Raw genomic sequence first — 23,703 nt, forward strand, 5'->3', positions numbered from 1 at the left:
AGTGAAGATGCGCAAGTAGTTCGGGCGTGTCCAGCGTATCTTGGAACAGACACGCAATATTATTTCGATGGCATAATGATTTCTTTTGCAATTAATTCTGCCTTCGCATGCAACTCCATGGTTTTTCCATCGTCAAAGGTTTAACTAAGATCTTGCTTGAAGGGCAAGAACTTGACCTGCACAACGATTACGAATTCAGGCATCTCGACTACTGCATCGCTACGCGGCGGCTGCAGCTGCATTGGGTACGCCATGCCGGCCACTGGGTCAGGCCATCCATGCCCCCGGCGCTGACACTGGTTTGCGCAGGCGTGCATATGCTGAAAATCCGGGAATCCGGCGACGATGAGCATGCCAACGGGGAAAAATGCCTTTCCTCGATCGGCTTCCTGTGGAATGCCATGCGCGATGACATGGATGGCGTCGCGTCGCATGCAGCGAGCGAAGGATGCACGGATCTCTCGTGCATTTTCATGAGTGGCTTGAGCATCAAGATTGCCGCCATCGAAGCGCGCATCACAACCACGACAACATTCAGGTGACACCTTGCAGCATCAAGCGCTCTACGCCCTCGCCGGCAGTCTCAATTCCCTCTTCATCGTCGTCAGCCTGCTTGGTCTGTGGTCGCAGCTGCAAAAGATCTGGCGGCGCAAGCACGATGCCGGCATCGGCGCGGGCAAGACGACGGACATCCTTTCCATCAACCAGTTCACCGTCAGCTTCCTCGCGTACTGCGCGTTCTTTGTGTACGGCTATTCGATCACGCCGTTCAACCACTACATCGTCTGGCCCCGTTTGATCGCCTCCCTGATCGCGCTGGCCATCCTGTATGAAATCGCCCGCGACCGCCGTAGCCTGGCCTCGCGCAATGCGCTGCTGGCCTGCATGCTGCTGCTGTGCGCGGGGGTGGCGGGGCTGGCCTTCGGCCCCACCTTCAGCGACGAAAAGCGCGTGATCTCGCAAAGCCTGATCGTCGCCGTCACGGTGCTGCTGGCGCAGGGCTATGCGCATCAGATCCGCCTGATCTGGCGCTCGGGCAAGACGGGCGCCGTGTCGCTGAAAATGAGCCAGTTCATCCTGGCGATGGATATCAGTACCATCTTCTTTGCCTGCGTCATGGGACTGAAAACAGGCTGGCCATTGCTGCTGCTCGCCTGCGTCAGCGCCACGACCAAACTGATCATCATGTGGCTGTTCCGCTGGGAAAAGACCAGTCCCGCCGCACAGGTGAAACGGCAGGCGCCGGCCTGAGGCTAGAATGGTGGCCTTGCCACCTTTGTTGAAAGAGCCGCCATGCAGCTGTCCCCCGCCATCCCCATCCTGCGCAGCTTTTCCGAAGCCAAGGCGCGCGAGTTTTACCTCGATTTTCTCGGTTTTACCCTGGACTGGGAACATCGCTTCGAGCCCACGGCACCGCTGTACCTGCAGGTGACGCGGGGCGAACTGGTGCTGCACCTGAGTGAGCACTACGGCGACGCCACGCCCGGTGCGGCGCTGCTGATCCCCGTCGATGACATCGCCGCCCTGCACGCGGAGCTGCAGGCAAAGGATTACCCGTATGCGCGGCCCGGCATCCGCGACGAGGACTGGGGCCGCATCCTGGAAGTGGCGGACCCGTTCGGCAACAAACTGCGCTTCTGGCAAACAACGCAATAACGCTCGCTCCCCGTTCAGCGCGCGCATCTCCGCCTACAGGTTCGCCAGCATACCTGCAGGCGCAGGGCACGCCCGACGAACTGCCACGCCACCGTTGCATCGACAGCGGCCGCCTGCGCGTGGTGCTGGCCGACTATGCGCTGGCGCCGGCCGACCTGTACGCCTGCTACCCGAGCCGCCACCAGTTGCCCGCCAAAGTGCGCGCTTTTATCAATTTTCTCGGCCAGCAGTTGCAGCCGGAAGCGGCCACGGCAGCCGAATCAGGTTAAACTACAATATTGCGATATGGCAATATTTTGAAGGAGTAAGTTTTGCTAGTCATACTCGGATTTCTCGTCGTGCTGTTTTCCGTCTTCGGCGGCTTCGCCTTGCAGGGCGGCCACCTGGCGGCCCTGTTCCAGCCGCTGGAGCTGCTGATGATCGGCGGCGCCGCGCTGGGCACCTTCTTTGTCGGCAACGATGCCAAGGCCATCCGCGCCACGTTCGCCGCCCTGCCCACCCTGTTCCACGGCTCGCAGTACACGAAGGCGCGCTACATGGAACTGATGGGGCTGATGTATGAAATCCTCAGCAAGATCCGCAAGGAAGGCTTGATGTCCGTCGAGGACGATATCGACGATCCGTACCGCAGTCCCATCTTCGTGAAATACCCGTACACCCTCGGTGACGAGCACATCCTGGAATTCATCACCGATTACCTGCGCCTGATGGTGTCGGGCAATATGGATGCCTACCAGATCGAAAACCTGATGGATAACGAGATCGAGACGCACCATGAAGATGCGGAAATGCCGATCCAGACGATTTCGCAGCTGGCCGACGCCATGCCAGCCTTCGGCATCGTGGCCGCCGTGATGGGCGTGGTGCATACCATGGCATCCGTCGGCTTGCCGCCGGCCGAGCTGGGCGTGCTGATCGCGCAGGCGCTGGTGGGCACCTTCATCGGCATCTTGCTGGCCTATGGCTTCATCGCCCCGCTGGCCAGCTTGCTGCGCCGCAAGCACCATGAAACGGCGAAGATGTACCAGTGCGTGAAAGTGACCTTACTGGCCAGCCTGAACGGCTATGCGCCGGCGCTGGCCGTGGAATTCGGTCGCAAGGTGATTTCCGCCACGGAACGCCCTTCGTTCAGCGAACTGGAAAACCACGTGCGCCAGGTGCGCACGAAGAACTGATCCGGCCTGTTTCGCTTGCTCCGCGCCTCAGGCTTCCGGTGCCGTCCAGACCAGGTTCCACAGGTGGCCATCGATATCCTCGAAACCCTGGTCATACATGAAGCCATGGTCCTCGGGCGGATGCGGTATGCGGCCACCTGCGGCAACCGCCTTGGCGATCAGGCTGTCCACCTCTTCCCGGCTTTCGCAACTGAGGCAAATGACGAATTCATTGGCTTCCTTTGCATTCACGACTGGTTTGTCGATCAGGGACTGGAAGAACGGTTCGGTCGTCAGCATGGCCTCGATGGCGCCGTCGACGATGGTCATGAACGCCGCGTTCTCTCCGCTAAAGCGGGAATTGAAGGAAAAGCCGAGCGCGGAAAAGAAGGCCCTGGATTTGCCCAGGTCCTTCACGGGCAGGTTGAGGATGATCTGTTTCTTCATGGCGTTTCCTTGCTGAAGGTGAACTGGGCAATCGGTGCCTCGTCCCTGCGACGGGTGACGGCACACAAAATCGACACGCTGGCGAAAAAATAGTTCCTCTAGAATATCAATAAATAATGAAAATGCAAAAAGTGACGGGCAAAACGGCGTGATCGATGGCATGCACGCAAGACTGGCATTCTTTCCAACTATGTCTGATTGACCTGTCCGCCGCTGGCAGACTACGGCACGTCAAGACGTTAAATCACCTGATAGCGGCTGTCAGCGCAAGTCTGCGCGACGACACCTGATACGCCAGTGCGCTTTCGGCCGATTGCTGTCCTTGGCTGCTTTCGCCCCATAGCGGACTGCCATTCCCTGGCTGCAAATTGATGCGGCCTAGGAACGCGATTAGAAGACCACTAGCGTCCCATCAGGTAACAGACCACATGGCCAATTGCCGTCGCGATAATTCATCAAAGCGTCAAACCAAAAACTAGGTTGGGCATTCAAGACTTCCAAGGTAGCCATCCGCACACAATAGATTGCCGAATCTTTAGCCGCTTGTGTGAAGTCGTTCGCCCCAGAGAAAATCGTCCTGTCGGGCACCACCCTCAATGATTTCAATGCCAACTTGTAGGACTCCAAGACTTCTTGCTGGTACGCAGCTCCATTGTCCTTCAAGATGGTCCTGAGGTACTCTCCATGGATCGGGTCGGGTTGATCGCGGGAGCTGGGCAGCCAGTCCATATCTGAAGCAATTTTTGCTAAGCTAGTGTCTAACTCCGCTGGGAAGCGTGGCCTGTCCCAGGCACTCAAATTCGGGAGAGCTATTTGGCCTTCGCTAGGGTGATAGCTACCTAGTGCGCTAAACCACTGGGCGTTAACGACTGCATGTCTTATTCTGTCCATTAATCAACCAGCCTCTTAAGTCCAAGCATTTTCTACAAGGCCAGCTCCCGCAGCGATAGAGTCATGCTCTGCGCTTACGTGACTGGCCGGTTTTGGCCGGTTGCCGCTGTTGGCGGGGTCCGCCCCAAAGCAGACATTCATGACACGACCGTTAACTTCCACCCAAGAGGACACGCAAGGCAGGGCTCACTTGGCGGAAACGCTGGCACAGATGGAGTGCCTTCTTGGTTGCGGAACCGGCTTACTACCACGGTTCAAACTCCAGTCCCGCGTAGCGTTCATGGTTTGCACCGATGGCGAATGCCTTTTCAATCCACGCTGAGCTTTCACCGATCGTTATAACTACAGTAAATGAGCCTCCCCGAGCGGGTACTGGAAAGTCCACTGCTACGATCTGCAAGAAACGTGCGTCGTCTACATCGTCAGGTATTCCGTCAATGAAAAAAAACTGAACAGTGTAGTCCTCCTCATCGATTAGCCCGAAGAAATTGCCTTGAACGCCCCTGCCATCTGCCCAGTGATTGAGCGCTTCGTTAAGCGTTAAATCGCGCGCTGCGGATGATTCCACAACGTCTTCCAGGTCCTGCCAGTATGCTTTCATTGTATGAACCATCATCATCCTTTTCGTGTCGCTTGAGGTCCAACGCGGTAGCACATCGCAGCTCTAGCTGGGCGCGGTCACTGTCCGCTCCTGGCCGCTTGCCGCCGTTGGCAGCCCCCTACGCGGACGTTAAATCATCGTTTAGTTATTCTACGAAAGACAAGGTGCGAACTGCCTGTTCGCTGCACAGGAATGCTCCTATTTGGTCCTGCGCCGAAGGTGAAAGACCGCTGTATTCTTCGTCCAGCCACGATGTGGCAGTAGCGGTATCCCAAGGGCCGAGTGAAGCCATGTAGTCATCATACTCATCTTGAATCTCACGCCAAGACGCATACGGTTTCCTAGAAATCAGTACTTCTTTTCTAGTCAGGATAATGTGCACTTCCGTCATGAAATATCCCCTATAGAATGCGCTTCACATACGCAAACCAAGTGTCTGCTCTTGGCTGCGGATTCAATCGGTCAACGCAACACACTGTTCAAATCGTTGAGCCGGTGTTTGGTAGTGTAGCGTCTTCCTGGGGCGCTCGTTTAGTCTTCTGGCTACCGCATCGAGTTGCTCTTGCGAATACGTGGAAATATCCAATCCCTTGGGGAAATACTGGCGCAACAGGCCATTGGTATTTTTATTTGAACCGCGCTGCCATGGATTCTGTGGATCGCAGAAGTAGACCTGGATGTCGGTGGCCAACGTAAAGCGTTTATGCCCAGCGAGCTCGCTGCCGCGATCCCAAGTCAGTGACTTCTATAGTTCTTGGGGTAGCCTGCGGGCATTGTCGATCAATGCGTTGACCACCGTTTCGGTATTCTTCGCGGCGACCTTTATCAGCATGACATAGCGCGTCTGGCGCTCAACCAAGGTCACGATCTGGCTGTTGTGGCTGCCGCATAGCAGGTCGCCCTCCCAATGCCCGGGCACCGCTCGATCCGCTGCCGTCGCTGGACGCTCGCTGATCGACACGGCGTCGACAATTCTGCCGTGGTTGTCCGTCTTTTGGGTGTGATGACGTGAACGGCGCATGGCGCGCGTCCGGCGTAAATGCTCCAGCAGCTCCTTCTTTAGGGCGCCTCGGGCCTGGATGTAGAGGCTGCGGTAAATGGTTTCGTGCGACACGTGATACTCCTCGTGGCGCGTGAACAGCTGCTTGAGCCAGCCAGCAATCTGTTCCGGCGACCACTGCAATTGGAGCTTGCTGGCAACCATGTTGGCCAGCATGTGGCTCTCCGTCAGCTTACAAGGTTTGGGGCAGCGCGCCTGATCCCAAGCATGCTGATCCGCCTGGATCGCACGATATGTTTCGCGGCCACCATTGCGCCTGAGTTCCCTGCTGATGGTCGATGGTGCTCGGCCAAGGCGCCTGGCAAGTGCGCGGATGGATACGCCGGCAACGACGGCACGCGAGACCTCCTCGCGCTCGGCCAGTGTCAGCGCCAGTCTGGAACGGCATCGCGGCGCTGGCCGTATGCCACCAGATTCGGCCAGAATCCGCTGTATCGACGAGTGATTCCGATCAAATAGCTGGGCTATCATCTGCAGGGAGTCGCCATGTTTCCAGCGCTCCCACATCAAGGCCTTCTGGCTCTCGGTGTAATAAATGCGTGGTTTCTGTTTCATCTTCAACACTCCTGTAACCTGGGCGTTTAGGTTAGAGTGTTGCGACCACCGATTGAATCCGCAGCCGGTGGCCGTCGTTGACAGTTTACCCGGTCATTGACCTGCAAACAAAGCCGACCGGAATTGTTGAACAAATCCGGCTTGGCGCGAGTCCGCTCAGAAGGTCAGGATTTTTGCGGCAAAATCAGGCCGCTTTGAAACGCCAGCTTTATATCCCTTTCGTGCGAGTAGGCGAAAGATTCCCAAACCTCCCCCGCTTGAAGCTTAGTGAATGTCTCAATGATATTACGCCGCCACGGGGATGGTCTGGAAGCGACGTATCCATTGAAAAATCGCTGCGCCTGGTCTTGGGTTCCGAAGCACAACAAGAATGACAAAGGGGTAGGCGTTGGATCGCAAATGGCGGGAAAACCGCCCCCATACAACGCAAGATGTTCAAGCGCCTGCGGGCGATCGGCGAACAAAGAGAACAGCGGCAGGGTGCGTTCGGTGAGCAACTGGCACATCTCCTCGATCGAGGAACGCGCTGTCAAACCCGCCACCTGCCAGATAATGGCGCTGAGATTTTTGTCGGGCCGACGTAACCCACCAAATAGAACGAAGCCATCGTAACCGGTTCCGGTCCCTCTCTCCGCAAGCCACCTTTTAAGAGCTTTGCTGGCGATGGAAAGGTCGACCGTCATGCGAACATCGCTGCGGGAATTATAGCGCTCGGACTCGAAGGATACCTGGAAAACAGTGTCCTTATCGGCAGCCATCTTCTTCCAAACGGTTCCTGCTTTGTTGGGTTTAAAACCATGCGGCGCGAGAAATTTCCCGACCTCTTGGCAAGCATGAAGAAACTGGGTTTTTGGATCTCGCTGACGGTTGGCGGGATCGGCCGACCACGCTTGCCATTGGCTGAAGCGCTGGTCGAGGATGGGTTTCAGTTGATCGAATTTCTCCCAGGTATTCTGGACGTGATAGACGCTGCCATACTCAAAGCCATGCGCGGCGGCGTGGCGGTTGAATACGTCACAATAGTCTTGCATAAAGCTGCCATGCTGTTGGGCGAATGTCGACTTTTCATCGTAATAGTCAACGGTGAAAGCATTGCCCTGATCGTTGAGATCCTCTTCCCATAGCTTGCCATCGCAAGCATCGATCAGAAATTGAAGTCCGGTAATTTCCCGACTTGCCAGACGCCTTAGCTCCTCGGGGGAGTCTGTGCGGTGGAAATCGCTCGCCATATCCTGGCTAACCAACCAGGCCAAGAACATGCCGATATGGATGCCGCCATTTTCTTCCGGCAAATCATCGGGATATTTCCCGCCAGAATGCCAATCAATCCTGTCATACGCCATTGTGCAAACCTATAAAAATATCTAAATAATAACTCTTAGTTGCTCCAGCGCAATTTCCAGCGTGCTTGGTAACGCCCTGATCTGGGTAGTGGACGTCACTTATCCGCCTCAGAGTATCCTAATTATCTTTGCTTTTCTCAGTCCGCTATTGGCCGGTTTCGGGCGCTCGGAATGGCTCAGCGCACGAAACTGTGACCCTCATGGCTGGCAAGGGGTTTTGTTCGGCGCGCCAAGTCTTCTCCCTGCTATTTCCGCTCTCCGCCATTTACATGGCCGGCGCGGTTTCATCCGGGCAGCTGACCTCATCCTCTTGTGTATATAAGGTCATCGGCACGCGCTGGCCGTCGACTTCCAGCTCGCGCACCTTCGGCGGCACCAGCTGGAACTCGCCCGCCTGCAGTTTCTCGCGCAAGGGCTTGCAGCGCAGGGCATCCACGGGGATTTGCCCGCGCGCAGTCCAGCTGCCATCGTCCTTTTCCGCCAGCAAGACCGACGAGGCGCGCGGGTCATTGCTGATCAGCAACACATCCTGCTTGCCATCTCCATCGAAATCGAGCAGATACGCATCGCACTGCGGCCCTGCCCGCTTCAAACAGGCGGGCAAACGCCAGGCCGGACTCACTTGCGTCCAATCCTGGCGCAGGAAACTCTCCGGCAGCTTCGCCGTGGCCGGGCGCAGGGTCAGGTTGATCGACACGTCGCTCAGCGCACCCGTCTCGTCCAGGCGGTTCTGGCGCTTGAGCATGGCCTCGGCGCGGGCCCGCACTACTGCTGCGTCAGCGCCGGTCGTGCGTTTCGTCAATTCCTGCAGGGCCGCCTGGCCATAGCGGGCACCCTGGAAGCGCAGGTATTCGAAATCGAACTTGTCCACGCCAACCTTGCCGCTGTCCAGGCGCGCCATCTGGCTGGCCACGGAAATGCGCGCCGGGTCCGCCAGCGGCGAGAACAGCGCGAACAGCACCAGCAGAGTGACAAAGGCGGTGGCCACGTTGACGTTGGCGATCAGGTGCAGCCAGTCGCCATACTTGCTGGCCGCCCACGCATAGCCGGCGGCGTAGCAGGTGGCGACCAGCAGGCAGGCGGCAGCGATGAGGCGGTCGGCCGTCCAGCCATGCGACATCACGCGCAAGGTTAGCGCATAGATGGCGATGCCCACCACCCATGGCAGCAACAGGCAGGCCAGGCGCGTGCCCAGGCGGATGCCGCGCGCCACGCCATGGCCCACTTCGCCATTCTGGAAGGCGGCATTGATCAGTACCACCAGCACGCCGGCCATGCCCAGCAGCACGGACGCCGCATGGCGCGTGGCCCACAGGCGCTCGAAACCGATGAAGGGCAGGGTCAGCAGGAAGCCGGAGACCAGCACGGCGGCGATCGGCATCAGCCATGACAGCAGCACCAGAAGCAAGGTGCGGATGCCGCGCACGATGGACGGGCGCACGTCGGTGATGTGGATGGCAAACGAAAACGCGAAGCAGATGACGGGAATCACGAACCAGGCCTGGCCCAGCAGCTTTTTCAGGAAACTGAGCTTGATCAGCAGGAACAATTGTCCGCCCAGCCACAGCACCAGCCACAGGCCCAGCACGAACAGCAGGGAAAACAGCAACTGGATGCCCAGCTTCCAGGCGATTTCAAAATAGGTGGGATAGCGGGCGATGCGCCGGCCATCCTGGGCGCTGGCCAGCACCAGGGCATGGGCGATATACAAGCCCACCACGCAAAAACCGAACAGCTGGGCGGAAATCACGCGCAGCGGTGCGCCCGGCTTGTAATTGCCCCAGATCACATGCTCGGCGCCGCGCGCCACGTCATGCCAGGCCAGCACACCCAGCACGACGGCCGCACCGGCCATCCACAGGGCGATGCGCCGGAGCGACATATGGCCCAGGCTGGAGACCAGCAGGATGGGCAGCAGCAAGCTGATCAGCATCAACGGGCCAAGCAGGTAAGCTTCCGTGGCGGGCCACACCTTGTCTTGCGCCGTGCTGTACAGCCAGTACAGCAGCAAGCCTTGCAGCAGGCCCGTCACCAGGCGCGTCACCGCGATGCGCGGCGCCACCACCGGATCGAGCAACGCCATGTTTTTTCCTGCGGCATCCTGCTGCATAGTCATTCCCTTAAAGTCGTTTATTGCTGTAAAGCACGGCCATTATTGCATTTCGTTATCGTCATCTCAACAGCGATTCGCGCGGCTGCCCTGCCCGCGCGCCTTCGTCGGAGCGCAGCGGCAGGCTTTGTGCCAGGCCCCAGGCCAGTTCCGGCACGAGAAACAGCCACAGCAGGGGCTGGCCCGTCACCAGCAGCGCCCACGCCATCCAGGTGGAAAACAGGTAGCGCGCCGCCGCATCGAAACGGCCGAAACGCGGCAGCGGATCGAGCATGCGCAGCACGGACCAGACCATCACCACGCTGCCCAGCAAGCTGCTGATGAGCAGATGAAACGGTCCGAAGTCGGGCAGCGGCACGCCGCCCAGGCCCACATTGAGGGCGCTCAAGTGCTCGCGCATGAGCAAGAACGTCCACGGCGTGGTAAACGGGGCAATCATGAACACATCATAAATGGCGCTGGCGCGCACCACGCTGCGGAAAGCAGAAACGGACAACATGGCAACTCCTGTCTATGGAAAGCGCCCATGATCGAGGTTGGAGTACACTCCATGGTCAAGCATTTTATGAAAGAAAAATAACCATGCAGATCGGCGAGATGGCGCAGGCGACGGGCTTGAGCCGCGATACCCTGCGCTTCTATGAAAAACGGGGCTTGCTGCGCGCGCGGCGCGGCGCGAACGGCTACCGCGACTACCCGCCCGAGGCGGCCGACTGGCTGCGCTACCTGCGCACGGCGCAGCAGCTGGGTTTTACGCTGGCGGAAATCGAGGCCGACATGCCGCTGCTGGCCAGTGCCGGCGACCCCGCCACGGCGGAATTGCTGCGCGCGGCGCTGGCGCGCAAGCTGGGTGACATCGATGCGCGCATCGCGGGGCTAACACAATTGCGCGGCGAACTGGTGCAGCGGCTGGAACCGCAGGCGGCGACCTGCCCATTGCGCGGGGATGCCGACGCGGCGCGCTAACTTACCGCCGTGGCTGCTGTTGCCGGGCGCGGGCGACGCGCAAGCCTCCCTGAAAAACAAAAACCGCCTGTGCTGAGCAGCAGGCGGTTTGATCTCGGACAAAACCAGGCTTACTTGGCGGCCTTGCGGCGGCGCAGGAAACCCATCAGGCCCAGGCCAGCCAGCAGCATGGCGTAGGTTTCCGGTTCCGGCACGGCGGCCATCACGGACACGTTGTCGATCACGGCGCCCGAGAAATTGTCGAATGGCGTGCCGGCCTTGGCAGCGCTGGCAAACGACAGGGTCGCCAGGCCAGAGCTGGCAGCCGTGAAACTCAGGGTATTGCTGTACAAGGTGTTCGAAGCGTCGGCCGTCGAGTAGAAATCGCCTGCCACGCCGCCGAAATTGACGCTCACGCCCTGGCCTGCCGGGCCGCCGGAATTGCGCGCCATATCGAAGCTCAGGTTATACGTTTGGCCGGCAACCACGCTGAAATTTTGCGACAGGAAACCCGGACCTGGCGTACCCAGCAAATCAATGCTGTAGCCATTGATGGCATTGTAGGCATTGCGGATCAGGTCGACGGAACTGGCGCCCACGGTCCAGCCAGTGATGGCCGACGAACCGCTGCCGACAACTTTGAAACCGCTGTCGATGGTGTAGCCGGAAGCGACCGTTTCAAAATCGCCATTCGTGATCAGGTTGACGGGGCTGGCGCTGGCGGTGCCTGCAGCAAACAGAGCGACAATTGCTGCGATGGTGGCGATTTTCATGAGCTGATTTCCTTGCCTTGTTGATATTAAAGTTACCTTAAGTGAATTCATATCTCAGCCATGATGAAAATCAAAGAACTTTACAAAAATATATTTAATGTAGACAATTTGCAACGTCATGAGTTGCATTGCCTGTGCCTTTAATCAAGCTCCTGCCGCGCCACCAGGACGCCGTCCGCATCGGCGTAGATCCAGTCGCCCGGATGCACGGTCACGCCACTGAGCTGCACGCGCACGTTGCGCTGGCCCGTGCCCGCCTTGTTGCTCTTGCGCGGATGCGTGGCCAGGGCGCGCACGCCGATCTGGCAGACATTGATTTCCTCGCTGTCGCGGATGCAGCCGTCGACGACGATGCCGGCCCAGCCGTTGCTTTCAGCCAGCACGCCCAACTGGCCGCCCACCAGCGCGCGGCGCAGGCTGCCGCCCCCATCGATCACCAGCACATGACCCTGGCCCGGCGTTTCCAGGGTGCTGCGCACCAGGGCATTGTCCTCAAACACTTGCAAGGTGGTGGCGGGGCCACTGAAGCGCACGTGCTGGCCAAAGGCGCGGTACACGGGCGGCAGCACGGCCAGGGTGCCATCGTCCAGCATGGCTGCATAGTCGTCGCACAAATCGGTGGTGGCAAAGGTCATGGCAACTCCTTTAGTGACAGATAGCAACGATTCTATGCCTTTTGCAGCGCCGCAGCGCGCGTTTTACCGCCCACGCCGACGGCCGTGGCAATGGCTAGCGCCTGGAACACGCCAATGAAGACGAACAGCAGGGCCGGATGGTCGCCATCCATCAACGCACCAAAAAACAGGGGCCCCACGGCCAGGCCGCTGTCGAGGCCCGAATACACGACGCCATACACGCGCCCCGTGGCATTCTTGGGCGCCGCAGCGCGTATCATCAGGTCGCGCGAGGGTCCCGCCACGCCGGATGTCAGGCCAATGGCGCCCATCAGCACCACCGCGCCCCAGGCCGGCACGACGGCCATGGACAGCAGCACGGCCAGCAGCGCGGCGGCAGAAAAGGCGATCGCCACGTTGCGGTCCGGCTGCTTGCTGCGCGCGCCCACCACGCCGCCGGCCAGCATGCCCACGGCCGAGGCCAGCATATAGGCCGTGTAGGCGCTGGTGGCCAGCGCCAGGCTCATGCCGTACAGCTTGACCAGTGCCACGCTGGCAAAGCTCTGGATGCCGCCCAGGGCGATGGCGGTAATAAAGAAGAAGGCAAAACACATCCACACGGCCGGCAGGCGCAGGAAATCCAGCGTGCCTTCGCTGGCCACCTGGCCTGGCGCCGCCTGCTTGACAGGCTCGGGACGAATCGCGTGGCGGTTCAAAAACAGGATCAGCAGCACGCCAAACGGCAGCACGGCCGCGCATTGCAGCGCCACTCGCCAGTCATACTGGGTGGCGACATACGTCATGAACAGTGGCGCCAGCGCCCAGCCGATATTGCCGCTGATGCCATGCACGGAAAAACCGTAAGCCACGCGGGCCGCCGAGACGCGCTGGTTGAGTATGGTGTAGTCGGCCGGATGGAACACGCTGTTGCCCATGCCGGCCAGCATGGCACCCAGCATCAGCGCCGCATAGCTGTGGGCCGTGGACAGGGCCAGCGCCGACACGCCCAGCAGGAAAATGCCGGAAAACAGCACGGCGCGGGCGCCGAAGCGGTCGACGACAAAGCCGGCCAGCGCCTGCCCCACGCCCGAAATGATGAAGAACACCGTCATCAGCAGGCCCAGTTCCGCATACGACAGGTCGAACGCAGGTTTCAGCCAGACGAACAGGGCCGCGAGGATCAGATGGTAGAAGTGCGACACGCCATGCGCCAGACCCACCAGGCCAATGACGCGCGCGTCGCTGCGCAAAGTTGGCGCTGACTGCGGTGGCAAGTCTATTGCCGAGTTAGTTGTTATCATGTCATACCCTGTCTTATACTGGTGAAGCTCAAGTGTATGCAAAATACCATCGTCTGTTTTCCGACGGAATGACATAATTTATCGAATTAAGGCCAAGCTGATGGGTGTACCTATCCTCCACCATACCCGCATGTGTCCGCCACGGGAAGCGCCCAGCGCGACTATCCCCGTGACGATGATCGCGCGCGACCTGCAATCCGACGAATTCTTGTTACCGCACAGCCATCCCTGGGGCCAGGTGACGATGGCACTCGAAGGCGTGCTGCGCATCACCGCCAACAACAGCAGCTGGGTGCTGCCGCCCATGCGCGCCATCTGGATCGCACCCAACGTGGAACATGCCGTCACGATACTGGAAAAAACCCGCTTGCGCCCCCTGTGCGTCCATGCCGCGCGCGCGCCGTTCGCGGGCCGCGACTGCAAGGTACTGGAGGTATCCAACCTGCTGCGCCAGCTGATCATGGCGCTGGAACAGCTGGACCCGGGCCAGGAACCGGCGCGCGAAGCATTGCTGGCCGAACTGATACTCGATGAATTGAAACGCTCGGCCACGCGGCCCATCCGCGTCCCCTTGCCTGGCGACAAGCGCCTGAAAACGCTGTGCGACAGCCTGATCGAAAAACCGGGCTCGAATCAGACCCTGGAACACTGGGCGCAGCAGGTCGGCGCCTCGGAGCGTACCCTGGCGCGGCTGTTCGAACGGGAATTGGGCATGAGTTTTGGCCAGTGGCGCCAGCAGGTGCGCCTGGCGCACGCGGCGCCCCTGATCGCGCGCGGCGTGCCGCTGTCGCAGGTGGCCGAAGAACTGGGCTACGCCAGTCAGTCGGCTTTTTCCGCCATGTTCAAGAAAACCTTCGGCAGTTCGCCATCGGCCTTCTTTGCGCAGGGTGGACGTCCTTAGGCCATGAAGTCGAACAAGGAGTTCTTGCCCGTATAACCGGGAAGGGCCGAGTTCGTTCCCATCTGTTCCTGGGCGGAATAGGCTTTCACCAGCGCCTGCGCCTGGGCCGTCAGCGCCTTGGCCAGCACGGCTTTCTTGTTGGTGAGGGTGGTGATGTCCTTGCCCACCGATTGCACTTCCTTGCGGATGATGCTCGTCTCGCCCGTCAGTTCACCGATCTTGCTGGAAAACTGGTCCGCCACACCCTTGCCGTTATTCGTAAACAGCTTGCTCACGGCGTCAGGATCGGCTGCGATGGCGGCCTTCAGTTTCTTATCGTCGAGCACCAGCTCGCCGCTCTTGCCCAGGGTCACGCCAGCGCTGCCCAGTATGGAAGCGGGCACGCCCGTGCTCGCCGTGCGCAGCACTTGCTCCATCTGCGAACGCACCTGGCCCAGGGCTGTATCAGACTTCAAATCGCCCTGCTGCAGGCTTTGCAGCTTGCTGTTGAGTTCGTTGTAGGCAGTCACGAAGCTGGCCACGTTGCTGGCGATCTGGCTGCTATCCTTGGCGATGACGAGGTCGGTCGTGCCCTTTTTCTTCAATTCGATGGTGGCGCCCTCGACGGCCGTGGTCAAGGTATTCGTGGCGCTCTTGATGTCCTTGCCGTCGACGGTGAGCAGCGCGTCCTGCGCCGCGGCCGTCTGCTGCAAGCCCTTGCTGGACCCTGGAGCGTAGGCCAGCAGGTTGCTGACGGCCGCGTCGCCCGACACGCTGATGCGCATGCTGCTGTCGGCGCCGCTCTTGCCGTTCAGGGCCAGCGAATAGCCATCGGCGCCCTTCACCACGCTGGCGTCGATACCCTGCTTCTTCAGCGCGGCGGCGATGCCGTCGAGGCTATTGTTGCTGCTGTCGATGGTCAACGAAATGATCTTGCCGCTGCCGGGGGTAAATTGCTTGCCGTCGGTCGCGCCCACTTCGATCTTCACCAGAGCCGGCGCGCCTGTGCCGATCGCCGCGCTCGATGATTTCTGCGCTCCGCTGAGCAGGGTCTGCCCCTGCGCCAACTGCTTGACGTTCAATTCATGGCTGCCGCTGACAGCCTTGTCGGTGGTGGTGGCGCTCAGCACATCCTTGGTGCTGGACGTGGCCGCTGTGGCCAAACCGCTGCCGGCCATGTTCTTGGCCACGGTCTGGAATTTCGCCAGCGCCGATTGCAACTGGCCCAGGCCAGAGAACTTGGCCTGGTCGCGCGCCAGGCTGGCATTGAGCTTGACGACGCCCGTGTTCTGCGACTGCATCTGGCGCTCCACCTTCGCATACACATCGGCCGAGATATTGCCCTGCGTCGTCTGCTGCGTGTTGTTGGTGTAAGCCCTGCTATTGATGGTCGAATTAAACATGGTCGGCGTTCCCGTCAGGTGTTAGGTCATGGCACACGGTTCAGGTCTTGACCGCGCGCTGGGCTGGAAACGGACATCAAGCGCGCGTGACGCGGCAAGGTCCCTCTTCTGGTTGATAATTATGCAGTATTACCGGAATATCAAAACAGCGAACAGAACAAGTTTTTCCTGACTGCAAACCCATATGCACCATTTTAGCGCAATTACCTGGCGCCCATCTCCGGGCATGCCTCAGCGCATGAATTTCGAGATGGCACTGCTGACAGCCATGTCCAGCTGCAGGAAAGTGAGTCCCACCTTGAAACCCGCACTGCTGAAAATGCAGTGCGAGACGGACACGCGCGCCTCGATAATGTGTACAGAGCCATCGTAAAACAACTCGAACAGCACCTTGCCCTGTTTGCCTGTCGGCACCGGTTCAGCGATGACGGCCGACATGCCACCCGGCCCCACATCGAGGGTGCGTGCCGCCACAGGGCCCGCGCCATCCATTACCAACATTGCCTTGGCACGCAATATCTTGCGTGCGCCCTGCCTTTGCTCAACTGACACTGTATTCCGCTTCTCTAGCTATGCATTGCCGATGCGAACTCGCTGCGCGAATCCATCAGACAAATATTATAGTTCTAAACGGAAATTCTGTTTGACTTGTCTCAAGCTTGGCATTTAAACCATACCAACTTTTACTCCAGATCGCGCAACTTGTTGAATGCCTCGTCGATACGCTCGACGCCGATGACCTTGAGGCCCTCGATGGCTTGCTTGGGCAAGTTCGACTTGGGCACCACGGCCAGGGTAAAGCCCAGCTTGGCCGCTTCGCGCAAGCGTTCCTGGCCCCGTGGCGCGGGGCGGATTTCGCCGGCCAGCCCCACTTCGCCAAACACCACGAGTCCCCGCGGCAAGGGCTTGTTGCGCATCGACGAGTTAATCGCCAGCAACACGGCCAGGTCGGCCGCCGGCTCCGTGATCTTCACGCCGCCCACTGCGTTGATGAAAACGTCTTGGTCGAAGGCGGCGATGCCCGCGTGGCGGTGCGCCACGGCCAGCAGCATGGCCAGGCGGTTTTGCTCCAGGCCGACGGACAGGCGGCGCGCATTCGGCAGGTGGCTGGTATCGACCAGGGCCTGGATTTCCACCAGCAGCGGGCGCGTGCCTTCCTGCGTCACCATCACGCAGGAACCGGGCACCTGGTTGTCGTGCTGCGACAGGAACAAGGCGGACGGGTTCGACACCCCCTTCAGCCCCTTTTCCGTCATGGCGAACACGCCCAGTTCATTCACAGCGCCAAAACGGTTCTTGATGGCGCGCACCAGGCGGAAGCTGGAATGGGCATCTCCCTCGAAATACAGTACCGTATCGACGATGTGTTCAAGCACGCGGGGACCGGCCAGCGCGCCCTCTTTCGTCACATGGCCCACCAAGATGATGGTCACGCCCGTCTGCTTGGCCGCCCGCGTCAGTTGGGCCGCGCACTCGCGCACTTGGGCCACCGAACCGGGCGCCGAGCTGAGCGCGTCCGAATACACGGTCTGGATCGAGTCGATCACCACCACTTCCGGCTTCAGGTCGTTCAAGGTGGACAGGATCTTTTCCAGCTGGATCTCCGCCTGCAATTTCAATTCCTTGGCGTCGATGACGAGGCGCTTGGCGCGCAGGGCGATCTGCGCACCAGATTCCTCGCCACTGACGTACAGCACGCGCTTGTGATGCGACATATTGGCCAGCGCCTGCAGCAGCAAGGTCGACTTGCCGATGCCGGGGTCGCCGCCGATCAGCACGACGCCGCCCGCCACCATGCCGCCGCCCAGCACACGGTCGAATTCCTCGATGCCGGTGCCGAAGCGGGGCACGTCGATGGCGTCGATATCGTCGAGCGACAGCACGGGCGCCGTCTGCGCCAGCGACATGTGCTGCGGGTTCGAATAGCGGTTGTTGCCGCCCGTTTCGGGCAGGGTTTCCACCATGGTATTCCACTGGTTGCACGAGGTGCACTGCCCCATCCATTTATTGCTGATGGCGCCGCAATCGCTGCAGGTGTAGATGGTCTTGACTTTTGCCATGGTGTACTTTGCCCGGGTAAGGTGAAACTGCTGTTTATATATACAGTATATACAAACGGCGGGCCGCCGTCACTGTGTCGCTACGATCACGGGCACGCGCGGCGCCAGTGCGCACATCAGCTCATAGCCGATAGTGCCGGCGGCCAGGGCCACCTCGTCAATCGGCATGCCCTGGCCCCACAGGGTGACGGAACTGCCGACCCGCGCACCGGGCACGCGCGTCAAATCAACCATCAGCATGTCCATCGAGACCCGGCCAATGAGCCCCGTGCGCACGCCGTCGACCAGCACGGGCGTGCCATCGGGCGCATGGCGCGGATAGCCATCCGCATAGCCGCAAGCCACCACGCCCACCTTGATATTGCCAGCCGCTTCGTAGCGGCTGCCATAGCCCACCACCTCGCCGGCGGCGATCTCCTGGATGCCGATGATGCTGCTGCGCAAGGTCATGGTGGGCAGCAAGCCGAACGCTTGCGCCGACGTGCCGCTGGGCGTGCCGCCATACAGCATGATGCCGGGGCGCACCCAGTCGCTGTCCAGATGGTGCAGCAGCAATCCGGCCGAATTGCACAGGCTGCGCGGCAAGGCCGTGCCGATGCTGGCCACCCCGGCCTCGAAGCGCAGCATCTGCTGGGCCAGCGGCAAGCGCGTGGGCGCCGCCGCGTCCGCATTGGCGAAATGCGTCATCAGGGTGATCGTGCCAACGTGCGGCATGGCGCGCAGGCGCGCATACGCGGCGGCGATGGCTTGCGGCGTAAAGCCCAGGCGGTTCATGCCCGTATTCATCTTCAGGTGCACATCGATGGCGCGCGGCAAGCGCGCCGCTGCCAGCATGGCGATCTGCTCTTCGCAATGCACGCTGCCATTCAAGCCATATTGCGCCATGACCGGCAAATCGCTGGCGTCGAAAAAGCCTTCCAGCAGCAAGATGGGCTTGGTCCAGCCCAGTTCGCGCAAGCGCACGGCGTAATCGACCTCGACCAGCGCCAGGCCATCGGCGTCGGCAAAGCCCCGCATAGCTTGCTCCAGGCCATGGCCATAGGCATTCGCCTTGACGACGGCCCACACTTTGGCACCGCGGGCGCAGGCACGCGCGCGCGCCAGATTCTGTTGCATGGCATCGAGATGGATGGTGGCGATGAGGGGCCTGGGCATATGCGTCGTTCACGGCGGGTGGGAAAGCCGTATTTTAACGGATGGACCAGATGCGGGGCGGCAAGACTGCCAGGCGGACGGGGGCGATGGCCGCCCACGACAGCATGTATAAAATGTTCACATGTGATGTATTTTTCTACGGCAGAAAAATTAAGCTTCCCTTAGGCAAGACTATGCGAGGCAGCCCCGGCCAAACTTGGGGTTTGCCGTTTTTTCGTGGTATAAAGCAAGCCAGATATGATTTCAGGCAATCCAGAATGAATCGTGGTTTTTATACCATCATGGCGGCGCAGTTCTTTTCCTCGCTGGCAGATAACGCCCTCTTTTTTGTCGCCGTCGATTTATTGGTGTCCATGAAATCCCCGGCTTGGATCACGCCGCTACTCAAATTGTCGTTCGTACTGTTTTACGTGCTGTTGGCCGCTTTTGTTGGCGCTTTCGCTGATGCATTGCCGAAAGGCAAGGTCATGTTCATCGCTAACATGGTCAAGATCTTCGGCTGCGCCCTCGTCTTCTTCCACGTGCACCCGCTGCTGGCCTACGCCGTCGTCGGTTTCGGCGCGGCCGTGTATTCGCCCGCCAAGTACGGCATCCTGACGGAACTGCTGCCGCCGGAAAAGCTGGTGGCGGCGAATGGCTGGATCGAAGGCTTGACCGTCACCTCCATCATCCTGGGCACCGTCATGGGCGGCGCGCTCGTCAGCGGCCACGTGTCCGACATGCTGCTTTCCATCGACATCCCCCTGATCGATACGGGCATCAGCAACAAGACGGAAGCGGCCTTGTGCGTGGTAGTCGGCATCTACGTGATGGCGACCCTGGCCAACCTGAAGATTCCCGACACGGGCTGCGTGTATCCGCATCAGGAACGCAATCCTATCAAACTGATCACCGATTTTGCCAATTGCTATTCCATCCTGTGGAAAGACAAGCTGGGCCAGATTACCCTGGCCGTGACGACCCTGTTCTGGGGCGCTGGCGCCACCTTGCAACTGATCGTGCTGGAATGGGCCAAGCAGTCGTTGAACATGCCGTTCGACAAGGCGACCAGCCTGGTGGGCGTGGTCGCCATCGGCGTGGCCGCTGGTGCCGTGCTGTCGGCGCGCTTCATTCCGCTGCGCAAATCGCTGACCGTCATTCCGCTGGGCATCGCCATGGGCGTGATCGTCATGATGATGACGCAAGTGCACTCAGTGTGGATCGCCTACCCGCTGCTGATACTGATCGGCGCCCTGTCCGGCTTTTTCGTCGTGCCCATGAATGCCCTGCTGCAACACCGCGGCCACGTCCTGATGAGCGCAGGCCATTCCATCGCCGTGCAGAACTTCAATGAAAACCTGTCGATTCTCACCATGCTGGCCGTGTATTCGATCATGATCCGTTTGCACCTGCCGCTCAATATCATCATCACCCTGTTCGGCCTGTTCGTCGCCGGCACCATGTACATGATCATGCGCAGGCACAAGCTGAACCAGCTCGAACACGACAATCTGTCCTTGATTGGCGAGCAGAAACATTAATTCGGGGTCAGACGGGGACGCCGAGTCCCGTCGGGGGAACGCATCCCAATGGGATGCATTCTGATCGCGTAGCGACTGACCCCAACATTACGTTGGCAGCATACCCGCCAGCCGCCGCCCAGCAGCCTGCTCCGTCCAAGTATCGGGCACGACAAAACCACGCGTGCGCTCCACTTCCCAGCCGTCGACATGGTCCACCGTGGCCACCATCACCGCTTGCACCAACCCAAACAACTGCGCGCGCAAGGCATCGACGTCGAGCACTTCCACCTCGCGTCCCTTGAACGGCGCCAGCCATTGCAAGCGCGGCAGCACGATATAGCGCTGCTGCGGCAATTCTGTTGGCGTGCACCAGAAGCCGTGTCCATGTTCCAGGGAAATGCCCTCCATGCCGGGCGTGGCGCCTGCCGCATAAAACAGCCAGCCCTTGACCAGCGCCTGCGCCGCACGCACGGGCTGCGCCAGCAGGCTTTGCGCGGCCGGATGGCGTGACAAGGCCAGTTGCTTGTCGAGGATCTTGCGCATTTTCAATCCCAAGGTGTCGGCCAGGTTGGGACCGATCAAGTGGTTGAAGACACCGGCATCAGGCGCGCCTTCGAGCAGGTAGAACTTGGTGGCGAATTCCCAGTGCAACAACGCCTCACCATCCGCGCCATCGCGCAACAGGAAATCGAACTCGCCCACTGTGTCATTGCGGTTCACTTGCACCTGCAAGCCATGCGCTTGCAATACACCATGTTGCTCAAAATAAAAGGCCAGCAGCTTTTCAGCATACAGGCCCAGGCGGGAATAGAATCGGGGACCGAGCGCCGCATCGAGCGGCGACGGGTCATCCTGCAGCGCCCCCAGCCAGGCGGTCACGGCAGGCGTGACCGGGTCCAGGCTGGCGATGCGCCCGCCCCAGTGGGGGCTGGCCGGGTCCAGCAAGTCGGGCGAATCGAGCAGCCAGGCCAGCGCCCGCACGCGGGGATGCGTCAGATGCCCCCAGCGGCGTTCGAAGCGGGCCTGAAAAGTGCCGATGGCCGGGTCAGCCGCCTGCATGCGTGCTTTTCGCCAGGCACAGGTCGGCCCAGGCACGCGCCTTGGCCTTGCCCGTCTCGTCCTGCAACAGCATTTCCGGGTGGAAGGTGGCCACCACGGAAGCATTAGCTAGCTGGCGCACCTTGCCACGCACGGGTTTTTCACCGGGATTGATACCGGCTGCGGCCATCGAACCCAGGGTGACGATGGTGCGCGGCTGCAGCAGGGCCAGTTCACGCTCGAAATACGGGCGGCAGGCGGCGGACTCCGATTCGGTGGGCAAGCGCTCCTGGCCCGCCTCGTCAAGCGGACGGCATTTCAGCAAATGGGTGATATACACATCACTGCCCGCATCGACTTCGATGGCTTTCAACATATTGTCGAGCAATTTACCCTGCTCGCCCGGCAAGGCGCGCCCTTCGCGTTCTTCCGCGCGCGACGGGCTGCTGGCCAGCATCAGCCAAGCGCCCTGACGGTCGCCACGCCCCATGACGACGCCCTTGCGCGTCTTGCACAAGTCGCAGCGCGCGCACTTGGCGACGGCGGCCGTCAAGCCATCCCAGTCGAGGGCGGCGATATCGGCATCACTCAGCTGTTTGGCGGGCGGTGGCGGGGGAGCATCGTCGAACCAGGCCGTGTCGTCGGGCATGGCGGCAGGTTCCGGTGTCACGGCAACGGCAACGGGCGCCTCGACCTTCACCTCGGCGACCACATCAGCCACTGCTTCCGCTTCTGTTTCTGCAGCTGCGGCCACAGGCTCCGCCACGCTGGCTTCCCTAGGCACAGGGGCCTCGACAACGGCGTCAGCGGGCTCGGGCGCGCTCCCCTGGCGCAAGCGCCACAGGGGACCAACGCCCATTTCATCGAGGAAAACGGCGCTGCGGCTCATAAGGTATAACGCATCACGATGGCGTCCTCACGTTGCGAGTTGCTGGCCGGATAGTATCCCTTGCGCCGGCCTATCTGTTCAAATCCATAGCGCTGGTAAATATCGAGCGCGCGCACGTTCGACGGACGCACTTCCAGCAGCATCGATTCCATGCCCAGCTGGCGCGCGCAGGCGCAGGACTGGTTCAGCAGAAAACGGCCCAGGCCCTGGCCCTGTATGGCGCCTTCGACGGCCACATTGAGCAAGTGCGCCTCATCGACGACCAGCATCAATAAAAAGTAGCCGAGCAAGGTGCCGTCCACGTCGCGCAACACCCAGGCCGGATAGCCGCTCTTGAGCGAATCGACGAAGTTACCGTGCGTCCAGGGATGCGGATACACGCGCTGTTCCAGCGCCAGCACTTCGGCCAAGTCCGTCTCGGCCATCGGTTGATAGTCGAGACGCAGCAAGTCCCAGCCTGTCGCGCTGTCCAGAACCTTGCCCGCCACGCTCATTGCGCGGACTCCGCAGCGGCCTTGGCGACCTGCATGTCGAGGCGCTCTGCGCTCGTGTAGGCGATCTTGTTGCGCAAATACAAAGGCTGCGCCTCGGCCGCCGTCACGAACTGACCGGCCGCAAAGGCGATGCGCGCCAGCTGGCCCACCTGCACGGCGTGCGGCATGATGGCGTCATCGGCCGTGGCGGCACATGGCAGCACGGCCAAGGCGTCGGCATACGCGCCAAAACCGTTGCCACAGCCAACCACATCGCCTTGCGGCGCCACGCCGGCCGGCGCGCTCAGGGCCGGCGGCGACACGGCTTGCAAGCCATCCTGGTAATCGTATTGCGCCCAGTACACTTCGCCCATGCGGGCGTCGAGCACGGTCACGATGCGCTGCGCGCCATGCTGCTGGTGGCAGGCCAGCGCCATGGCGTCGAGTGTCACGACGGGCACGACGGGCAGACTGGCGCCGTAGGCCAGCCCTTGGGCGATGCCGCAGGCCGTGCGCACGCCCGTAAACGAGCCGGGACCGGAGCCGTAGGCGATGGCGTCGACGTCGGCCAGGGTCACGCCCGCCTCGGCCAGCAATTCCTGCACCATCGGCAAGATCGATTGGGAATGCGTGCGCACGCCCGACGAGGCACGGGACAGGACGACATCGCCGCGCAGCAGGGCGCATGAGGCGAGTTCGGACGAAGTTTCAATAGCAAGTAAGGTGGGAAGTAAGATAGGCATGGCGTATTTTACCTTGCCGCGCCATGGCGCGGCACTCCCCGCTACGCCATGCCTGGACCAGCCGGACAGCGATCAGGGCGATGCGGCTTGCACAGCAGGCCCGCGAGGAC

At 60.6% G+C, this 23,703-nt stretch carries 25 protein-coding genes and 1 pseudogene; 8 read left to right on the forward strand and 18 right to left on the reverse strand.

The window, feature by feature from the left end:
* Window positions 1-107 precede the first annotated feature (107 nt).
* The 5 genes from CLU92_RS11550 to motA all read left to right on the forward strand — a co-directional run bounded on the left by CLU92_RS11550 (window position 108) and on the right by motA (window position 2,831).
* Window positions 108-542: a hypothetical protein gene (locus CLU92_RS11550; protein ID WP_101482007.1), complete on the forward strand. Its 435-nt coding sequence runs from the start codon at window positions 108-110 to the stop codon at window positions 540-542.
* Between the two features lie 4 nt (window positions 543-546).
* The gene (locus CLU92_RS11555; protein ID WP_101482008.1) at window positions 547-1,251 is read left to right on the forward strand and encodes a hypothetical protein; all 705 of its coding nucleotides are present in this window, start codon (window positions 547-549) and stop codon (window positions 1,249-1,251) included.
* Between the two features lie 42 nt (window positions 1,252-1,293).
* Complete coding sequence (locus CLU92_RS11560) at window positions 1,294-1,656, forward strand: glyoxalase superfamily protein (protein WP_101482009.1); 363 nt, start codon at window positions 1,294-1,296, stop codon at window positions 1,654-1,656.
* Between the two features lie 119 nt (window positions 1,657-1,775).
* The gene (locus tag CLU92_RS28270; protein WP_257561062.1) at window positions 1,776-1,925 is read left to right on the forward strand and encodes a hypothetical protein; all 150 of its coding nucleotides are present in this window, start codon (window positions 1,776-1,778) and stop codon (window positions 1,923-1,925) included.
* Window positions 1,926-1,967: 42 nt separating this feature from the next.
* The gene (motA, locus tag CLU92_RS11570) at window positions 1,968-2,831 is read left to right on the forward strand and encodes a flagellar motor stator protein MotA (RefSeq protein ID WP_101482011.1); all 864 of its coding nucleotides are present in this window, start codon (window positions 1,968-1,970) and stop codon (window positions 2,829-2,831) included.
* 27 nt (window positions 2,832-2,858) lie between these two features.
* Here motA and CLU92_RS11575 read toward each other — a convergent pair whose 3' ends face one another.
* The 7 genes and pseudogenes from CLU92_RS11575 to CLU92_RS11610 all read right to left on the reverse strand — a co-directional run bounded on the left by CLU92_RS11575 (window position 2,859) and on the right by CLU92_RS11610 (window position 10,316).
* Window positions 2,859-3,257, reverse strand: a complete 399-nt coding sequence (locus tag CLU92_RS11575) for a VOC family protein (RefSeq protein WP_101482012.1) — start codon at window positions 3,255-3,257, stop codon at window positions 2,859-2,861.
* Between the two features lie 1,135 nt (window positions 3,258-4,392).
* Window positions 4,393-4,767: a hypothetical protein gene (locus CLU92_RS11585; protein WP_101482014.1), complete on the reverse strand. Its 375-nt coding sequence runs from the start codon at window positions 4,765-4,767 to the stop codon at window positions 4,393-4,395.
* A gap of 127 nt (window positions 4,768-4,894) precedes the next feature.
* Window positions 4,895-5,140, reverse strand: coding sequence for a hypothetical protein (locus tag CLU92_RS11590; protein WP_101482015.1), 246 nt, complete (start codon window positions 5,138-5,140; stop codon window positions 4,895-4,897).
* A 63-nt stretch (window positions 5,141-5,203) separates the two neighbouring features.
* Window positions 5,204-6,364, reverse strand: a pseudogene (locus CLU92_RS11595) (IS30 family transposase).
* A 164-nt stretch (window positions 6,365-6,528) separates the two neighbouring features.
* A complete protein-coding gene (locus CLU92_RS11600; protein ID WP_101482016.1) occupies window positions 6,529-7,707 on the reverse strand; it encodes a hypothetical protein in 1,179 nt (392 codons plus the stop codon).
* Window positions 7,708-7,972: 265 nt separating this feature from the next.
* Window positions 7,973-9,790 (reverse strand): DUF4153 domain-containing protein, encoded by a 1,818-nt coding sequence (locus CLU92_RS11605; RefSeq protein WP_101482017.1) that lies wholly within the window; start codon window positions 9,788-9,790, stop codon window positions 7,973-7,975.
* An 88-nt stretch (window positions 9,791-9,878) separates the two neighbouring features.
* A complete protein-coding gene (locus CLU92_RS11610; protein WP_101482018.1) occupies window positions 9,879-10,316 on the reverse strand; it encodes a hypothetical protein in 438 nt (145 codons plus the stop codon).
* Window positions 10,317-10,399: 83 nt separating this feature from the next.
* On the opposite strand from CLU92_RS11610, the gene CLU92_RS11615 reads away from it, so the two are divergent.
* On the forward strand, window positions 10,400-10,783 hold the full coding sequence (locus tag CLU92_RS11615) for a MerR family transcriptional regulator (RefSeq protein ID WP_101482019.1): 384 nt from the start codon (window positions 10,400-10,402) through the stop codon (window positions 10,781-10,783).
* A 110-nt stretch (window positions 10,784-10,893) separates the two neighbouring features.
* On the opposite strand, the gene CLU92_RS11620 is transcribed toward CLU92_RS11615, so the two are convergent.
* The 3 genes from CLU92_RS11620 to CLU92_RS11630 form a co-directional block, all read right to left on the reverse strand.
* Window positions 10,894-11,535 (reverse strand): choice-of-anchor C family PEP-CTERM protein, encoded by a 642-nt coding sequence (locus CLU92_RS11620; RefSeq protein ID WP_257561063.1) that lies wholly within the window; start codon window positions 11,533-11,535, stop codon window positions 10,894-10,896.
* Window positions 11,536-11,675: 140 nt separating this feature from the next.
* A complete protein-coding gene (gene rraA, locus CLU92_RS11625; RefSeq protein ID WP_101482021.1) occupies window positions 11,676-12,170 on the reverse strand; it encodes a ribonuclease E activity regulator RraA in 495 nt (164 codons plus the stop codon).
* 32 nt (window positions 12,171-12,202) lie between these two features.
* Window positions 12,203-13,450, reverse strand: a complete 1,248-nt coding sequence (locus CLU92_RS11630) for an MFS transporter (RefSeq protein WP_101482022.1) — start codon at window positions 13,448-13,450, stop codon at window positions 12,203-12,205.
* Between the two features lie 100 nt (window positions 13,451-13,550).
* Between CLU92_RS11630 and CLU92_RS11635 the strand changes: the two genes are divergently transcribed.
* Window positions 13,551-14,351, forward strand: a complete 801-nt coding sequence (locus CLU92_RS11635) for a helix-turn-helix domain-containing protein (RefSeq protein ID WP_166674724.1) — start codon at window positions 13,551-13,553, stop codon at window positions 14,349-14,351.
* On the opposite strand, the gene fliD is transcribed toward CLU92_RS11635, so the two are convergent.
* From fliD to alr, 4 genes are all read right to left on the reverse strand, one after another.
* A complete protein-coding gene (fliD, locus tag CLU92_RS11640; RefSeq protein WP_101482024.1) occupies window positions 14,348-15,733 on the reverse strand; it encodes a flagellar filament capping protein FliD in 1,386 nt (461 codons plus the stop codon). The two genes, CLU92_RS11635 and fliD, sit on opposite strands and share 4 nt — an antisense overlap.
* Window positions 15,734-15,964: 231 nt before the next feature.
* Window positions 15,965-16,285: a PilZ domain-containing protein gene (locus CLU92_RS11645; protein ID WP_257561064.1), complete on the reverse strand. Its 321-nt coding sequence runs from the start codon at window positions 16,283-16,285 to the stop codon at window positions 15,965-15,967.
* Between the two features lie 131 nt (window positions 16,286-16,416).
* On the reverse strand, window positions 16,417-17,793 hold the full coding sequence (radA, locus tag CLU92_RS11650; protein ID WP_101482026.1) for a DNA repair protein RadA: 1,377 nt from the start codon (window positions 17,791-17,793) through the stop codon (window positions 16,417-16,419).
* Between the two features lie 69 nt (window positions 17,794-17,862).
* Entirely contained in the window at window positions 17,863-18,948 is a 1,086-nt protein-coding gene (alr, locus tag CLU92_RS11655) for an alanine racemase (protein ID WP_101482027.1), read from the reverse strand.
* Between the two features lie 257 nt (window positions 18,949-19,205).
* Here alr and lplT point away from each other — a divergent pair, with 257 nt between their 5' ends.
* Window positions 19,206-20,468: a lysophospholipid transporter LplT gene (lplT, locus tag CLU92_RS11660; protein WP_101482028.1), complete on the forward strand. Its 1,263-nt coding sequence runs from the start codon at window positions 19,206-19,208 to the stop codon at window positions 20,466-20,468.
* A gap of 87 nt (window positions 20,469-20,555) precedes the next feature.
* Here the strand turns inward: lplT and CLU92_RS11665 are convergent, their stop codons facing one another.
* Genes CLU92_RS11665 through tsaB form a run of 4 tightly spaced genes read right to left on the reverse strand, consistent with a single transcriptional unit; the run spans window position 20,556 to window position 23,593 of the window.
* Window positions 20,556-21,509 (reverse strand): DUF1853 family protein, encoded by a 954-nt coding sequence (locus CLU92_RS11665; RefSeq protein WP_101482029.1) that lies wholly within the window; start codon window positions 21,507-21,509, stop codon window positions 20,556-20,558.
* Window positions 21,496-22,377, reverse strand: a complete 882-nt coding sequence (locus tag CLU92_RS11670) for a uracil-DNA glycosylase (protein ID WP_101482030.1) — start codon at window positions 22,375-22,377, stop codon at window positions 21,496-21,498. The genes CLU92_RS11665 and CLU92_RS11670 overlap by 14 nt, the downstream gene beginning before the upstream one ends.
* Window positions 22,374-22,871 carry a ribosomal protein S18-alanine N-acetyltransferase gene (gene rimI, locus CLU92_RS11675; protein WP_101482031.1) on the reverse strand — a complete coding sequence of 166 codons (498 nt, stop codon included), beginning with the start codon at window positions 22,869-22,871 and terminating at the stop codon, window positions 22,374-22,376. The genes CLU92_RS11670 and rimI overlap by 4 nt, the downstream gene beginning before the upstream one ends.
* On the reverse strand, window positions 22,868-23,593 hold the full coding sequence (gene tsaB / locus CLU92_RS11680; protein ID WP_180338499.1) for a tRNA (adenosine(37)-N6)-threonylcarbamoyltransferase complex dimerization subunit type 1 TsaB: 726 nt from the start codon (window positions 23,591-23,593) through the stop codon (window positions 22,868-22,870). Before tsaB ends, rimI begins: the two co-directional genes overlap by 4 nt.
* Window positions 23,594-23,703 lie beyond the last annotated feature (110 nt).

The sequence above is a fragment of the Janthinobacterium sp. 61 genome (assembly GCF_002846335.1).
Lineage (GTDB): Bacteria > Pseudomonadota > Gammaproteobacteria > Burkholderiales > Burkholderiaceae_D > Janthinobacterium.

Coding starts and splice junctions, on each gene's coding strand:
- tsaB (WP_180338499.1), bottom strand. CDS start 23,593: ATGCCTATCTTACTTCCCACCTTACTTGCTATTGAAACTTCGTCCGAA.
- CLU92_RS11610 (WP_101482018.1), bottom strand. CDS start 10,316: ATGTTGTCCGTTTCTGCTTTCCGCAGCGTGGTGCGCGCCAGCGCCATT.
- CLU92_RS11620 (WP_257561063.1), bottom strand. CDS start 11,535: ATGAAAATCGCCACCATCGCAGCAATTGTCGCTCTGTTTGCTGCAGGC.
- CLU92_RS11600 (WP_101482016.1), bottom strand. CDS start 7,707: ATGGCGTATGACAGGATTGATTGGCATTCTGGCGGGAAATATCCCGAT.
- lplT (WP_101482028.1), top strand. CDS start 19,206: ATGAATCGTGGTTTTTATACCATCATGGCGGCGCAGTTCTTTTCCTCG.
- fliD (WP_101482024.1), bottom strand. CDS start 15,733: ATGTTTAATTCGACCATCAATAGCAGGGCTTACACCAACAACACGCAG.
- CLU92_RS11635 (WP_166674724.1), top strand. CDS start 13,551: ATGGGTGTACCTATCCTCCACCATACCCGCATGTGTCCGCCACGGGAA.
- CLU92_RS11670 (WP_101482030.1), bottom strand. CDS start 22,377: ATGAGCCGCAGCGCCGTTTTCCTCGATGAAATGGGCGTTGGTCCCCTG.
- rimI (WP_101482031.1), bottom strand. CDS start 22,871: ATGAGCGTGGCGGGCAAGGTTCTGGACAGCGCGACAGGCTGGGACTTG.
- radA (WP_101482026.1), bottom strand. CDS start 17,793: ATGGCAAAAGTCAAGACCATCTACACCTGCAGCGATTGCGGCGCCATC.
- CLU92_RS11630 (WP_101482022.1), bottom strand. CDS start 13,450: ATGATAACAACTAACTCGGCAATAGACTTGCCACCGCAGTCAGCGCCA.
- CLU92_RS11550 (WP_101482007.1), top strand. CDS start 108: ATGCAACTCCATGGTTTTTCCATCGTCAAAGGTTTAACTAAGATCTTG.
- alr (WP_101482027.1), bottom strand. CDS start 18,948: ATGCCCAGGCCCCTCATCGCCACCATCCATCTCGATGCCATGCAACAG.
- CLU92_RS11615 (WP_101482019.1), top strand. CDS start 10,400: ATGCAGATCGGCGAGATGGCGCAGGCGACGGGCTTGAGCCGCGATACC.
- CLU92_RS11665 (WP_101482029.1), bottom strand. CDS start 21,509: ATGCAGGCGGCTGACCCGGCCATCGGCACTTTTCAGGCCCGCTTCGAA.
- CLU92_RS11590 (WP_101482015.1), bottom strand. CDS start 5,140: ATGACGGAAGTGCACATTATCCTGACTAGAAAAGAAGTACTGATTTCT.
- CLU92_RS11560 (WP_101482009.1), top strand. CDS start 1,294: ATGCAGCTGTCCCCCGCCATCCCCATCCTGCGCAGCTTTTCCGAAGCC.
- CLU92_RS11575 (WP_101482012.1), bottom strand. CDS start 3,257: ATGAAGAAACAGATCATCCTCAACCTGCCCGTGAAGGACCTGGGCAAA.
- rraA (WP_101482021.1), bottom strand. CDS start 12,170: ATGACCTTTGCCACCACCGATTTGTGCGACGACTATGCAGCCATGCTG.
- CLU92_RS11585 (WP_101482014.1), bottom strand. CDS start 4,767: ATGATGATGGTTCATACAATGAAAGCATACTGGCAGGACCTGGAAGAC.
- CLU92_RS11605 (WP_101482017.1), bottom strand. CDS start 9,790: ATGGCGTTGCTCGATCCGGTGGTGGCGCCGCGCATCGCGGTGACGCGC.